General features: G+C 63.5%; 13 protein-coding genes. 8 read left to right on the top strand and 5 right to left on the bottom strand.

All coding sequences use genetic code 11. The annotated features are described in order from the left end of the window. Positions 1-4 precede the first annotated feature (4 nt). From DXT74_RS07730 to DXT74_RS07750, 5 genes are all read right to left on the bottom strand, one after another. Positions 5-673, bottom strand: a complete 669-nt coding sequence (locus DXT74_RS07730) for an alpha/beta hydrolase (protein ID WP_107731523.1) — start codon at positions 671-673, stop codon at positions 5-7. A gap of 159 nt (positions 674-832) precedes the next feature. After that, positions 833-1,654 (bottom strand): 3-keto-5-aminohexanoate cleavage protein, encoded by an 822-nt coding sequence (locus tag DXT74_RS07735; protein ID WP_043642161.1) that lies wholly within the window; start codon positions 1,652-1,654, stop codon positions 833-835. 43 nt (positions 1,655-1,697) lie between these two features. Beyond that, positions 1,698-2,627, bottom strand: a complete 930-nt coding sequence (locus DXT74_RS07740) for a DMT family transporter (RefSeq protein ID WP_194427675.1) — start codon at positions 2,625-2,627, stop codon at positions 1,698-1,700. Between the two features lie 208 nt (positions 2,628-2,835). After that, positions 2,836-3,597 (bottom strand): helix-turn-helix domain-containing protein, encoded by a 762-nt coding sequence (locus DXT74_RS07745; RefSeq protein ID WP_196783840.1) that lies wholly within the window; start codon positions 3,595-3,597, stop codon positions 2,836-2,838. 247 nt (positions 3,598-3,844) lie between these two features. Continuing rightward, positions 3,845-5,878 (bottom strand): glycoside hydrolase family 3 protein, encoded by a 2,034-nt coding sequence (locus DXT74_RS07750; protein WP_194427676.1) that lies wholly within the window; start codon positions 5,876-5,878, stop codon positions 3,845-3,847. 431 nt (positions 5,879-6,309) lie between these two features. On the opposite strand from DXT74_RS07750, the gene dusA reads away from it, so the two are divergent. The 8 genes from dusA to DXT74_RS07790 all read left to right on the top strand — a co-directional run bounded on the left by dusA (position 6,310) and on the right by DXT74_RS07790 (position 13,330). Next, complete coding sequence (dusA, locus tag DXT74_RS07755; RefSeq protein ID WP_052371008.1) at positions 6,310-7,338, top strand: tRNA dihydrouridine(20/20a) synthase DusA; 1,029 nt, start codon at positions 6,310-6,312, stop codon at positions 7,336-7,338. A gap of 334 nt (positions 7,339-7,672) precedes the next feature. Further along, a complete protein-coding gene (locus DXT74_RS07760; RefSeq protein ID WP_231138296.1) occupies positions 7,673-8,743 on the top strand; it encodes a PotD/PotF family extracellular solute-binding protein in 1,071 nt (356 codons plus the stop codon). A 204-nt stretch (positions 8,744-8,947) separates the two neighbouring features. Continuing rightward, the gene (gene rdgB / locus DXT74_RS07765; RefSeq protein ID WP_019104483.1) at positions 8,948-9,541 is read left to right on the top strand and encodes an RdgB/HAM1 family non-canonical purine NTP pyrophosphatase; all 594 of its coding nucleotides are present in this window, start codon (positions 8,948-8,950) and stop codon (positions 9,539-9,541) included. Positions 9,542-9,590: 49 nt separating this feature from the next. Next, the gene (gene hemW / locus DXT74_RS07770) at positions 9,591-10,802 is read left to right on the top strand and encodes a radical SAM family heme chaperone HemW (protein WP_194427678.1); all 1,212 of its coding nucleotides are present in this window, start codon (positions 9,591-9,593) and stop codon (positions 10,800-10,802) included. Beyond that, positions 10,802-11,182, top strand: a complete 381-nt coding sequence (locus DXT74_RS07775) for a RidA family protein (RefSeq protein ID WP_043642167.1) — start codon at positions 10,802-10,804, stop codon at positions 11,180-11,182. The genes hemW and DXT74_RS07775 overlap by 1 nt, the downstream gene beginning before the upstream one ends. A 240-nt stretch (positions 11,183-11,422) precedes the next feature. Next, positions 11,423-11,881 carry a DUF4124 domain-containing protein gene (locus DXT74_RS07780; RefSeq protein ID WP_043642171.1) on the top strand — a complete coding sequence of 153 codons (459 nt, stop codon included), beginning with the start codon at positions 11,423-11,425 and terminating at the stop codon, positions 11,879-11,881. Continuing rightward, a complete protein-coding gene (locus DXT74_RS07785) occupies positions 11,878-12,714 on the top strand; it encodes a PhzF family phenazine biosynthesis protein (protein ID WP_194427679.1) in 837 nt (278 codons plus the stop codon). The genes DXT74_RS07780 and DXT74_RS07785 overlap by 4 nt, the downstream gene beginning before the upstream one ends. Positions 12,715-12,901: 187 nt before the next feature. Further along, positions 12,902-13,330 (top strand): DUF2147 domain-containing protein, encoded by a 429-nt coding sequence (locus DXT74_RS07790; protein ID WP_043590748.1) that lies wholly within the window; start codon positions 12,902-12,904, stop codon positions 13,328-13,330. Positions 13,331-13,379: the final 49 nt, after the last annotated feature.

Consider the following 13,379-nt stretch of genomic DNA (forward strand, 5'->3'; position numbering starts at 1 on the left):
CCTCTCAGCTCAAGCTGGTTTGCGGTTGCAACAGCGCGGACAGCAAATCGCGCGCCGCGTCGATTTCGTCGGCGCAAACGTGGTGGGGCATGTCCGGATAAACGCGGAAATCCACCTTGGCGCCGGCGCGGCGGAAGGCCTCGGCGCTGCGTTGGATCCGCTCCAGCGGCATCCAGCTGTCGCTGTCGCTGGTGCCGAAGAAGGCCGGGAAGTCCAGCGCCGCGGTTGGCTCGCCCCAGGCAGACTCGTCGGGGCCGAACAGGCCGCCGGAGAAGGCGATCAGCCCGCCTATCGGGCTGGGGCGGCGATAGATGAATTCGGCGGCCAGGCAAGCGCCCTGGGAGAAGCCCATCAATACGATCTGGCGGTTAGCGAAGCCGTAGCCGCGCAATTCTTCGATGGTGGCCTCGACGCAATCCAGCGCCTGATCCAGCGCGGGCTGATTGCTCTCCAGCGGCGCCATGAAGCTGTGCGGATACCAGGTGCGGTCCTTGGCGATGGGCAGGATGTAGGCGACGTCGGCCAGGCCGATGGCCTCGCCGTTTTTGTAGGCGTCCTGGGCGCTCTGGCGGCGGCCGTGCAGCAGCACCACGGCCAGTTTGGCCTGGTTCAGCGGCGCGCCGTAGATTTCCAGGCCTTGTTCTTTGTGCGGATTCGGATCGATCGTGCTCATGTAGTGTGTCCTTTGAATGGCTTGGCGTTACGATCTGCTGCGCGTCGGCGATACGGCGTTGAAACCGTTTTCGGAATGCTCATGTACCGTATGTACACTCCGCTTCTTCAGCCGTTTTCGCCTTGTCTCGCTCTTGCTCGCGAGAACGTAAACATGTTCTTAGTGGATGCCCAGAATCTGCTTGGCTTCGGCGGGGGAGGCGATCTCGCGGCCGACTTCGCCGGCCAGGCGCGCCAGGCGCTCCACCAGTTGGGCGTTGTCGCGGGCCAGTTCGCCGTAGCGGTAATAGACGTTGTCTTCCAGGCCGGTGCGAACATGGCCGCCCAGCAGCAGGGTGTGCAGATTGATCGCCAGCTGGTGTTTGCCTATGCCCAGGGCAGACCACACGCTGTCCTGCGGAATGCTTTCGACGAAATGCAGCAGGTTCTTGCAAGTGGCGGCCGCGCCGCCCTGTATGCCCATGGCGAAGCTGAAGCACAGCGGGCCGCTCAGGTAGCCGTCTTCTTGCAGTTTCAACGCCTCGCCGATGATGCCCTGGTGGTAGACCTCGATCTCCGGCTTGGCGCGGTATTCGCGGATGTCCAAGGCCAGCGCGCGCGCCAGCTCCGGCGGATTGATGAAGGGCTTGCTGCCGTGGTTGACCGAGCCGCAGTTGAAGGAGGCGATGTCGGGGCGGAAGGGCAGGTGATTCCAGGCTTCCTTCTTCTCCAGTTGCGGCGGCAGGTTGAGGCCGGAGGTGCTCAGATTGATCAGGATGTCGCAGCGATCGCGGATGCGGCGGACGATCTCGCCGTAGACGTCCGCGTCGTAGCTGGGCGTGCCGTCCGGGTTGCGGGCGTGGATGTGGACCACCGCCGCGCCGGCGTTCCAGCATTCGTAGGCGGCCTGGGCGATTTCCTCAGGCGAGAACGGAACGCCCGGATGTTTTTGCCGGCTGGTGATGCCGCCGTTGACGGCGGCGGTGATGATGAGTTTTTGCATGGTGGGAAAGCTCATGTGAATAAAGGGTAAAAAGCGACGGCGCTTAGATCTGGTCGCCTGCGGGCGCGGTTTGAGGCTGCGCGGCGGCGGTTGGGCGCTTGGACACCAGATAAATGCCGACGCCGATCAGCACGCCGCCGATCAGTTCATGCAACGACAGCGAATAGCCGAAGGCGACAAAGGAAATCAGGGTGGCGAACAGCGGAGATAGAAACAGGAAGCCGCTGGTGCGCACCGCTCCGCCCAGGTCCAGCGCCATGAACCACAGCGCCATGGCCCCGGTGGTGGCCGGCAGCGCCAGCCACAAAAAGGCGGCCAACACCCGCTCGCTGTGCGGCGGGACGGGGACTTCTCCGCCGGCCCAGGCCAGCAGCGCCAGGCAGGCCGAACCGACCAGCATCTGCCAGAAAGTCAGCGCCCAGACGTTGATCACGATGCGGCTGCCCTTGATCACCAGCGTGGACGCGGCCCAACAGGCCGCGCCGCACAGCACCAGCGCGTCGCCGGCGCCGAAGCCGTCCAGCTTGTTCAAGCCGATGCAGACGGCGACGCCGAAGAAAGCGAGGACCAGGCCGACGGCGGCCAGAGGGTGGATTTTTTCCTTTAGCGCCAGCCGCGACATCAAGGCCACGATCAAGGGGGTGCAGGCCATCAGGATGGCGGCCTTGGCCGGTGTGGTGCTGCGCAGCCCGATATTGAGAAAGCCCATCGATCCGGCGGTTTGCAGCAGCCCGATCAGCGCCAGCACGCCCCAGGGACGCGGGCGGACGAAAGCGCGCGGATAGCGGAAGCGCTGCCACAGCAGTATGGGGACGATGCCGGCGGCGGCGGCGGTGAAGCGCGCCACCGCCGCCCACAAGGGCGGCATTTCCGAAAGCACGATCTTGGAGGTGGGGAAGGTGGAGCCAAACAAAAAGGTGGCGGCCAGAATCAGCAGCCAATAGCGTTTGGCGTCGTAGTTGGGATGGGACATGGTCACCTGGCCAGGCAGCGGTTTCAATAGCTATTTATCATATTGAAACGGTTTGGCTCAGGCTTCTTGCAAGCGGACAATTGCTGCGTCAAAACGGACAATCATGCTGCGCTGCGGCAAAGCCGTGTCGGCGCGCGGGGCCGCGGGGTGGAGGAGTGGCTGCTCAAAGCCTCGCTTTTGTCGGCGCGGCTTTGAACAGCTTATGAGCTCAGGAGAAGTACTGGCTGGGGGCCGCGTTCATAATGCGGCGGAACATGGAGGAAAACGCGCCGGGGGTTTCGTAGCCCAGGTCGGAGGCAATCAGGGTGACCGGCTCGCCGGCGCCCAGCCGCGGCAGGGCCGCCATTGCGCATACTTGTTGGCGCCAGTACAGATAGGACACGCCCAACTCCTGTTGGAACAAGCGCGCCAGCGTGCGGCTGGACGCGCCCACCAGTTCCGCCCATTCGCTCAGGCCGCGGCGGTCGCCTGGATTGGCCAGAATCGCCGAGCATATCCGTTGCAAGCGCGGGTCGCCCAGCGGGGGCAGCGGCAAGGCCGTTTCGCTGGACCATTCGATTTCGTCGATCAGTAAATCCAGCAAGCGGCCTTCTTTTTGGTTGTCGTGGGGAATGGCGTGCGTGCGCATCAGGCGGATGATGATTTCCCGCATCAGCGGCGAAATGGCGATGGCTTTGGAGTGACGCGGCAACTGCGCCAAGTAGCGGGGGGACTGTATGTACAGCGTGCGCAAGGACACCGTGCCGCGGGCACGCATGCTGTGCTCCACCGCCGGGGGCATCCAGACGCCGCGCTGCGGCGGCACCAGCCACAGGCCGTCGGAGGTAGACAGCTCCATCACGCCGGAGACGGCGAAAATCAGTTGGCCTTCGCGGTGTTGGTGGCGGCCGACTTGATGACCGCTGGGAAAGTCCTTGGACATGCTCCACGCGGCGAAGTCCGGCAGGACAGCGTTGGATTCTATGGCCATGCGCTTGCTTTCTTATTTGAGGGTAGCCCGGTTCCGCGCGGCTTGCGGCCCTGTTGTGCGGGCGTCTTCAGCCGCGAGTTCAATCTCATGATACTGCAGCGCACAAAATATTCATACAGTATAAATTGTGTCTATTTCGATGCGAATGCCTTGGGGTTGCGGCTCCGCCCCCGCAAGGACAAAAGAAAACACCGCGGCCGGAGGGCCGCGGTGCGTTAGGAGGAGGGTTAAGAAGAGCGATGCTTCGTCAGAACCTCAGCCCAAAACCGCGCGCGTAGCGCAACGCGCCCGGCTGGCCGTTTTCATCCAGCGCATGGATGGCCACCGGCAGCTTGCCGCCCGGCGGGTTCGCGCCCAGCATGACGTCCACCAGCGCCGGCATGGAGGGCCCGCGCAGGCCGTTCTCATAACCGTAGTAGGAGTAGGTGGCCAGCGTGGCGTCTGCCAGATCGTCGTAATTGATCACGTCGTAAGGCGCGCGCAAGGTCACGTGGATCAGCTTCTTGCCTTGCCGTTTGGCGTATTCCATCGCATTGCGCATTTGTTGCGCCTCGCTGAGCGGCGGCGCGGACAGGCTGCGGGCGAAACGGGTTTGCAAGGACGGCAGGTCTTCCGCCACGTTGAAGACCAGGGAGCCGTTGCCGGACATCGGCGCCGACGCCGCTTCAGTCGGCAGACTGCGTTTCAGTCGAGGCGCAAGGGCCGGCGCGTTGGGGTCGCCGTTGCGCTCCACCGGGCTGACGCCGGTGGCCAGGGTGCCGATGACGACCACGTCGGCCTGATCGATCGCCTGTTTCTGGGCCTCCCACGGTGTGGCGCTCAGCTTGGCGCCGCTGACTTGGCGATAGCCTTTCTCATCAAAGCGGCGACGCATCGCCTCGGCCTGCTCGCCCCAGGGCGTCAGAATGAAGATGCGCTGGCTGGGCGAGCGCAACGGCAGCGCCGCGCCCTGATTGCGCAGCAGGGTGATGGATTGCCGGGTGATCTTATCTTCCACCGCGCGGTGTTCCGCGCCGCCTATGGTGCTCAACTCCGGCAACGGCTTGGCTTCGCCGGCAGGGGTGACCTCGTTGCGCAACTTCATCGCCACGATGCGCCGCACCGAGCGGTCCAGTTCGGCGCGATCTATCCGTCCGTCCGCCACCGCGGCGGCTACTTGGTCGATTAATTGACGCAGCCGGCCGGCTTGCGCGGCGGTGCGGAACTCGGTGGGCATCAGCGCGATGTCGACATCGGCCTGGAACACCTTGATTACCGCGTCGGCCTGCTCGAAGAAATCACTGATGCCCTTCATGTCCAGCGCGTCAGTGACGGTGACGCCCTGGTAGCCCATCTCGCCGCGCAGCAGATCGTGCTGGATTTTGCGCGACATGGTCGCCGGCGCGATCATGCGTTCGCCGTTGCGGGCGGTGATTTGGCTGTTGTCCAGCGCCGGGTACTGGATGTGGGCGGTCATGATCATCTCCGGGGGCTGGCCGGAGGCGATGGCTTGGCGGTAGGGCGCCAGGTCGATGGCGTAGGCGTCGGCGCGCGATTTGTTGACCACGGGCAGACCGTAATGGGAGTCGGTGGCGGTGTCGCCGTGGCCGGGGAAGTGTTTAAAAGAGCCGATCACGCCTTGCTCGCGCATGCCTTGCGTCGTGGCCTGGCCCAGCAGGCTGATGGTGGCCGGGTCGTCGCCGTAGGCACGGACATTGATTACCGGATTGAGCGGGTTGCTGTTGACGTCCACGTCCGGGGCAAAGTTGACGTTGAAGCCGACAGCGCGGATCTCGGCGGCCAGCACGCGGCCGGAGTCGCGGGCCAGGCCGCTATCCCGAGTTGCTTCATAGGCGGCGCCCAGCGCCATATTGCCAGGAAAGCTGGTGGCCAGCGGACGCGGCAAGCGGAAGACATTGCCGCCCTCCTGGTCAGAACCAATCAACAGGCCGACCGGGCTGTTTTGCGGCCGCGCCTTGCGGATCTGCTCGGACAGGCGGCGGGTTTGCTGCAGATCGGTCAGATTGTTGGCGAACAGAATCACGCCGCCGATGGCGTTGTCGCGCAAGGCGCGACTGGCGGCTTCCGGCAGTTCGGTCATGCCGGCGGTGCAGGCGGGCTGATCGTCCGGGCACCAGTAGCGGAAGGCCATCATGATTTTCTGGCCGATTTTCTCGCGGGGGCTCATTTGCTCGACGATGCGCGCGGCTTGCTGTTCGACGCTGGGCTGTTCCAGGCAGCCGCTCAGCAGCGCCGGCAATAGCATCAGCGCCGGTAAGCGCAGGGAGTATGGTTTAAACATGGGTCAACCTTGTGCTGAAGTGGAAACATCCGGAATGAAGGGCAGGCCCGCCCGACAGCCTGCAACGCTGGTCCGGCGGACAGGCGCGAGGGCTGGATTCTCTTTTCATGAATATATTCATTTGTGAATGATTCTTGTTAGTAATTGATTGGCATGCCAGACACCCCTGCCAGGGCGCGTCCGGCGCGAAGATGCGGTCGCCGTAGTTAAAGCTTATGAAATTCAATTCTTGAAAAAGTTGCCTGCGGGGGAGAATCGTTGGGCCATAATCGCCATATCCCTTTGATTGCTCGGTGTTTTTGTCTAAATGCTTGACCCTTGTTCGGGTGCGGGAGGATAATTCATGCCTTTTTTCAAACGCTTAGCGCGATGGCGGGCCGGTCTGCCGCCGGCGCTGAGCGGTGATCTGGTTTCGGGTGGATATGGATACGATGCAGGACAGCGGAGTGCAGCATTCTAGGGTTGGGAACAGCGACGGCTTGCCGCCGCGCCGTCTATCGGTGGCGCCGATGCTGGATTGGACCGACCGTCACTACCGCTATTTCGCGCGTCAGATCACTCGGCATGCCTGGCTGTACACCGAGATGGTGACCACCGGAGCGTTGTTGCATGGCGACGTTGAACGCCACCTGCGTTTCGACGAGGCGGAACATCCGCTGGCCTTGCAACTGGGCGGCAGCGAGCCGGCGGAGCTGGCGCGTTGCGCCAAGCTGGCGGCGGAGTGGGGCTACGACGAGGTCAATCTGAACGTGGGCTGCCCGTCGGAACGGGTGCAGAAAGGCGCTTTCGGCGCCTGCCTGATGGCCGAGCCGCAGCTGGTGGCCGACTGCGTCAAAGCGATGCGCGACGCGGTGTCCATTGATGTGACGGTCAAGCACCGCATCGGCATCGACCGCATCGAGCATTATGATTACCTGAGCGATTTCGTCGGCCAGGTGGCGGACGCCGGCTGCCGCACTTTCATCGTGCATGCGCGAAACGCCATTCTCAAAGGCCTGAGCCCCAAGGAAAACCGCGAAATCCCGCCCTTGAAATACGATTACGTCTATCGGCTGAAGCAGGAGCGTCCGGATCTGGAAATCCTGATCAACGGCGGCGTCAAAAGCCAGGCCGACATTGACGAGCATCTGCGCCACGTCGACGGCGTGATGGTGGGGCGAGAGGCCTACCACAACCCCTGGCTGATGGCGGATTGGGACCAGCGCTACTACGGCGTCGCCGCCGCGCCGGAGCGAGAACAGGTGGTGGCCGCGATGATGCCCTATGTGGCGGCGCGTCTGGCCGAGGGCCACAAGACACGCAATATCGCCCGCCACATCCTGGGCCTGTTTCAGGGCATTCCCGGCGCGCGCAACTGGCGGCGCATGCTGTCCGACGCCAAATTGCTGGACGGCGCCGACGAGCGCCTGCTGCAACAGGCGCTGGAGGCGACGCTGGGCGCAGCCCGCCGCGCCGAATAAACCGTCTGGCCGTTGCGGCCAGGAACGGATTCGCGGCGCCGGGGTCTGCTGTAGCAAGGCGAGAGCGTTGCTCTTGCTGAGGCAGGGCCCGACGCCGCCGTATTTAAGAGCTTGTTCAAAGTCTCGCTGGCTAGCGCGAGACAAGACTGAAACCGTTGAAGAAGCGCTAATGCGCCTACCGCGCATGGGCATCAGAACGCGACGCTTGTCTATGCTAAGCGGACTTTGAACAGGTTCTACGTCGCGGGGCTTCCCAAGAGGGAAACCCGCCATGGCGGCTTGCCGCCTTTTCTGTTCGCCATGCTGGTCATGGCCGTCTGGAGGTGAATCTGAATTGAAACCGCTGAAGCTTGTCCTATTGTCCTCCATCCTGTCGTCCGCCGTCTGGGCCGGACCCAAGGACGTCTTGCACATCTATAACTGGAGCGGCTCGCTGTCGGACGCCATCCTCCGTCAGTTCGAGAAAAGCTGTGATTGCCGCGTGGTGCAGAATTACTACGGCGACAATGAGGAAATGCTGGCCAAGCTGGCGGCCGGGGCCAAGGGTTACGACATGGTGTTTCCATCCAGCTTCGTGATCCAGGCGATGAGCAAACAGAAGCTGCTGCGGCCGCTGGATCACGCCAAGCTGCCGAATCTGAAGAACGTCGACCCCGCCTACTTGTCCCAAAGCTATGATCCCGGCAACCGTTACACCGTGCCCACGGTGCTGTCGCTGACCTCGGTCGGCTACAACGCGGAGCGCTTGCAGAAACTGGGCATCGATCCGCACAGCTGGTCTGTGATCTTCGATCCCAAGGTTCTGCAGAATATCAAGGGCAAGGTCACCGTGCTGGACAGTTCGCGCGAGGTGTTCGCCGCCGCGCTGTTCTACCTGGGCAAGAACCCCAACACCGCCAGCCAGGCGGATTATCGCGCGGCGCAGGCGGTGATCAAGCAGGCCAAGCCCTACTGGGCCACCTTCTCCAACGCCAGTTATCTGAAAGAGCTGGCAGTGGGCAATATCTGGGTGTCGCTGGGCTATTCCACCGAGTTCTTCCAGGCCGCCGAGGACGCGCGGCAGGCCAAGCGCCGCTTCCACATCGCCAATGTGGCGCAGAAGGAAGGCAATGAGCTGGGCGTGGACACCATGGCGGTCCTGGCCAGCGCCAAACGCCCGGACCTGGCGCATCAGTTCATCAACTTCATGCTGGACGGCAAGAACGCCGCCCAACTGACCAACCTTAACGGCGCCACTAATCCGGTTAAAACCGCCGCTCCCTTTTTCCGCGCGGATTTGAAAGCCCATCCGGTGATCGATCCGACGCCGGACACCGTGAAGAAATGGACGGTGCTGCGTGAGCTGACGCCGGTGGAACGGCGCTCGCTGGCGCGGATGTGGACGGAAGTGAAGGTCAGCCGTTAAGCTTGTTTTGAACAAAGTCTGCTGCGCGTCGGCGATACGGCGTTGAAAACGGCTTCGAAATGCTCATGTACCACTTGTACATTCCGCTTTCTCCGCTGTTTTCGCCTTGTCTCGCGCTAGCTCGCGAGACTTTGAATAAGTTCTTATACTTATGTCCGCAGCCCCGGCGTCGTCGGGGCTGCGTCGCATTCGATGGAGTTCTCAATGTTCGACAAATTAGTGATGGCCAGCAACAACGCCGGCAAGCTGAAGGAATTCTCCTCGCTGCTGGCGCCGCTGGGCATACAAGTGATTCCGCAGGTGGAACTGCAGGTGCCGGAATGTCCGGAGCCCCACCACACTTTCCTGGAAAACGCGCTGGAAAAAGCGCGCCACGCCAGCCGCATGACCGGCTTGCCGGCGTTGGCCGACGACTCCGGCATCTGCGTCGAGGCGTTGTCCGGCGCGCCGGGCGTGTATTCGGCCCGCTACGCCGGCGAGCCCAAGTCCGACGCCGCCAACAACGCCAAGCTGGTGGCGGCGCTGCAAGGCGAAGCCAACCGCCGCGCCTGGTATTACTGCGTGCTGGTCTTGGTGCGCCACGCCGACGATCCGCAGCCGCTGGTGGCGGACGGCATGTGGTTTGGCGAGGTGAAAGACGAGGCGGCCGGCACGGGCGGCTTCGGCTACGATCCACATTTCTGGCTGCCGCAACACGGCTGTAGCGTGGCCGAACTGGATGCGGCGGAGAAGAACCGCGTCAGCCACCGCGGCCAGGCGATGCAGGCGCTGCTGGCCAAGCTGCGCGCGCTGGCATGAAGCCCTTCCTTCCTTTCTGCGCCCGGCTGAAGCGACAAGGAGCCGCAACGTGCAGGTGACCAAGATCTCGCTGTCCGCGCTTGGGGGCTTGGGCGGGCAGCCCGCTTTGACGGAGCTGCCGCCGCTGTCGCTGTACATCCATTTCCCGTGGTGCGTGCGCAAGTGCCCGTATTGCGACTTCAATTCGCACGAGCCCAAGAGCGGTTTCGACGAGATGGCCTATGTCGACGCCTTGCTGCGCGATCTAGAATTCAGCCTGCCGGAAGTCTGGGGCCGTCCCTTGACCAGCATCTTCATGGGCGGCGGCACGCCCAGCCTGTTCTCGCCGCAGGCGATGGACGCGCTGCTGGCCGGCGTGCGCGCGCGCATGCGTCTGCAGCCGGATGCGGAAATCACCATGGAAGCCAATCCCGGCACGTTCGAGGCCGAGCGTTTCTGCGGCTACCGCGAGGCCGGCATCAATCGCTTGTCCATCGGCATCCAGAGCTTCAAGCCTGCGCATTTGCAGGCGCTGGGCCGCATCCATGACGGCGAGGAGGCGCGTCGCGCCATCGACATCGCGCTCAGCCACTTCGACAACGTCAATCTGGACCTGATGTACGCGTTGCCGGGGCAGACCCTGGACGAAGCGCTGGCCGATCTGGACACCGCGCTGTCCTATGGGATTACTCATCTGTCCGCCTATCACCTGACGATAGAGCCCAACACCCTGTTTGCCGCAGAGACGCCGCGCAATCTGCCGGACGACGAAGTGTCAGCCGATATGCAGGAGGCGATCGAAGCGCGGCTCGCCGCCGCCGGTTTCGAGCACTACGAAACCTCGGCCTTCGCGCGGCCGGGCCGCCGCGCGCGGCACAATCTCAACTACTGGCAGTTCGGCGACTATGTCGGCATCGGCGCCGGCGCCCACGGCAAGATCAGCAGCCACGCCGGCATTGTCCGTCAGATGCGTCACAAGCAGCCGGCCGCCTATCTGAAAGCGGTGGCCGAGGGCAAGCCCTTGCAAAGCAGCCGCAAGGTGACGCGCGACGAACTGCCGTTCGAATTCATGATGAACTTGCTGAGGCTGACCGAAGGCTTCGAATTGCGTCTGTTCCAAGAGCGCACCGGTCTGCCGCTGTCCGACATACAATCCGCGTTGACGCAAGCCGAGGCGCAAGGCCTGATTGAGCGCGACGCCGTGATGTTACGGCCCACGCTCAAGGGCCAACGCTTCCTCAATGACTTATTAACCCTGTTCCTGAAAGAAGGAGATGAATAATGGCTAAGGAAATCATTCACACCGACAAGGCCCCGGCCGCCATCGGCGCTTACTCGCAAGCCGTGAAAGCCGGCAACACCGTTTACTTGTCCGGCCAGATCCCGCTGGACCCGGCCACCATGAACGTGGTGGAAGGCGGTTTCGCCGCTGAAACCCACCAGGTGTTCAAGAACATGAAGGCGGTATGCGAAGCCGCTGGCGGCAGCCTGGACCAGATCGTCAAACTCAACGCCTATCTGACCGACCTGTCCAATTTCGCCACCTTCAACGAAATCATGGGCCAGTATTTCAGCCAACCCTTCCCGGCGCGTGCCGCCGTGGGCGTGGCCAGCCTGCCCAAGGGCGTGTTGGTGGAGGCGGAAGCGGTTCTGGTGCTCTAAGAACCTGTTCACGATCTGCTGCGCGTTGGCGATACGGCGTTGAGAACAGCTTCAGAAGGCTCGTGTACCACGTGTACACTCCGCTTTCTCAGCCGTTTTCGCCTTGTCTCGCTCTTGCTCGCGAGATCGTAAACAGGCTCTGAGCAGCCCAACTGCTCGAAATGTCAGACCACAAGGCGGCCCAGGCCGCCTTTTTTCATGTTAACTATCCGGATCGTTCATTCCTGCCGCGGAGGTCGCATGAGCATCTGGATCGCACTGTTGTTATTGCTGCCGGGCCTGGTCTGGGCCCAGGTTTACAAATGTCGGGACGCGGAAGGCGGATTGACCTACCGCGACCGGGCCTGCGCCGATGGCGGCGCGGCGGAAGCGTTCCGGCCGCCCCCGTTGAGCGTGGTGGAACAGGATGAGCGCCAGCGCCGGGGCGTGGCCGAGTCCCAGGCCCAAAGCCGGCGCTGGGCCGCCGAGGAGGCGCGCGAGGCCCGGCGGCGACAGGCGCAACGCAGCCGCGCGGAGAGTGCGCAAGCGCGGGAACTGGACAAAGCGCGTCGCCGCTGTCATGGTCTGGAGCTTCAACAGCGGCGCTTGCGGCAGTCCTTGGCGGCGGCGCCGGCCAGGAAGTCCCTGGCCGAGCGTCTGGCCGGCGTCGAGGAAAAACTGGCCGCGGCGGCGTGTCATCCATTCCGGGAGGGGGCATGAGCGGGTATTCGTTCGAATTGGTCAATGTGTTCGCCGAGGAGCGCTTCGGCGGCAATCCACTGGCGGTGTTCTCCGACGCCAGCGGGCTGGACGAGCGCGAGATGCAGCTCTTGGCCAGACAGATGAATCTGTCGGAAACCGTATTTTTGTTCCCGGACGGGGAGGCGGCTGCGCGGCTGCGCATCTTCACCCCCAGCCAGGAACTGCCGTTCGCCGGCCATCCCACGCTGGGCGCGGCGGCGGTGCTGCATTGGCGCGGGGAGCTGGACTCCCGCTTTCAGTTGCGCACCAACGCCGGCCTGATTCCCATCCTCCACAGCGACGGCGTTTACACCTTGCGGGCGAACCCGCCCAGCGCGCGCGCCGCCGGCCTCAGCCGCGCTCAGGCCGCGGCGATGCTGGGGCTGGACGAGGAGGACATCGCGCTGGAGCCAGTATGGGTGGACACCGGCAGCGAACAGCTGCTGATTCGCGCCGCCAGCGCCGGCGCGGTGTTGCGCGCCCGTCCGGTGCATGCCTTGCTGCTGCGCGACGCCACCTTGAGGCCGGGGCGCAGCGTCGCCTATCTGTGGCACGAGGACGGCGGCGTCGCCACCGTGCGGCTGTTTTTCGAACAGCGGGGCGCAGTGCTGGAAGATCCAGGCACCGGATCGGCCTGCGCCAATCTGGGCGGCTGGTGCGCGCTCAACGGCCTGGGACCCTTGCAGTGGCGGGTGGAGCAGGGGGCGGCGCTGGCGCGGCCCAATGTGCTGCATCTGCAAGTGGACGCCGAGGGCGGCATCCTGGTGGGCGGGCGAGTGCAGATGGTAGGGCGTGGAGAGATATCTTTGTGAGTTTCATCGCTCTTCGTCTCCATTCTTGACGGCGGCATTGGCTGTTGGCATCCTAGAGCCGCTGCTCCAAACCAACGTTTCTTTTCGGCGTGCCGGCTGTTCCGGGGCGGCGTTCTGATAATTAAAAGGCCGCTGCGGCCGCCCGTTCGCGGAGCGGCCTCTCGGCCCGACTCGCGAGGAAATCAAGATGAGCAAATTCGCCAAAGCCGCCTGCCTGGCGTCCGTGCTGGGCCTGTTCAGCCACATGGCGCTGGCCGACAGCGCCGCCGGCGTCTGGAAGACGATAGACGACGAAACCAAGCAGGCCAAGGCCCTGGTGCAGATCACGGAAAGCGCCAGCGGGGAACTGAACGGCAAGATCATCAAGCTGTTCGCCAACCCGGAAGCGGTGTGCGACAAATGCGAAGGCGATCGCAAAGGCAAGCCGGTAAACGGCATGCAAATCCTCTGGGGGCTGAAGAAAGACGGCGCCGAGTGGGGCAGCGGCAAAATTCTGGACCCCAAGTCCGGCAAGATCTACACCTCCGGCGCCAAGCTGATCGAAGACGGCAAGAAGCTGCGCGTGCGCGGCTACATCGGCCCCTTCTTCCGTTCTCAGGTGTGGGAGCGTCAGTAAGCGCAAGCGCCGCGGCGCGGCGAGAATGAGCAAGGCGGGAGCGCGAACA

It is taken from the genome of Chromobacterium sp. Rain0013 (assembly GCF_015291765.1).
GTDB classification, from domain to species: domain Bacteria; phylum Pseudomonadota; class Gammaproteobacteria; order Burkholderiales; family Chromobacteriaceae; genus Chromobacterium; species Chromobacterium haemolyticum.

Coding starts and splice junctions, on each gene's coding strand:
- DXT74_RS07735 (WP_043642161.1), bottom strand. CDS start 1,654: ATGCAAAAACTCATCATCACCGCCGCCGTCAACGGCGGCATCACCAGC.
- DXT74_RS07730 (WP_107731523.1), bottom strand. CDS start 673: ATGAGCACGATCGATCCGAATCCGCACAAAGAACAAGGCCTGGAAATC.
- DXT74_RS07750 (WP_194427676.1), bottom strand. CDS start 5,878: ATGTTTAAACCATACTCCCTGCGCTTACCGGCGCTGATGCTATTGCCG.
- DXT74_RS07740 (WP_194427675.1), bottom strand. CDS start 2,627: ATGTCCCATCCCAACTACGACGCCAAACGCTATTGGCTGCTGATTCTG.
- DXT74_RS07790 (WP_043590748.1), top strand. CDS start 12,902: ATGAGCAAATTCGCCAAAGCCGCCTGCCTGGCGTCCGTGCTGGGCCTG.
- DXT74_RS07745 (WP_196783840.1), bottom strand. CDS start 3,597: ATGGCCATAGAATCCAACGCTGTCCTGCCGGACTTCGCCGCGTGGAGC.
- DXT74_RS07780 (WP_043642171.1), top strand. CDS start 11,423: ATGAGCATCTGGATCGCACTGTTGTTATTGCTGCCGGGCCTGGTCTGG.
- dusA (WP_052371008.1), top strand. CDS start 6,310: ATGCAGGACAGCGGAGTGCAGCATTCTAGGGTTGGGAACAGCGACGGC.
- rdgB (WP_019104483.1), top strand. CDS start 8,948: ATGTTCGACAAATTAGTGATGGCCAGCAACAACGCCGGCAAGCTGAAG.
- DXT74_RS07775 (WP_043642167.1), top strand. CDS start 10,802: ATGGCTAAGGAAATCATTCACACCGACAAGGCCCCGGCCGCCATCGGC.
- DXT74_RS07785 (WP_194427679.1), top strand. CDS start 11,878: ATGAGCGGGTATTCGTTCGAATTGGTCAATGTGTTCGCCGAGGAGCGC.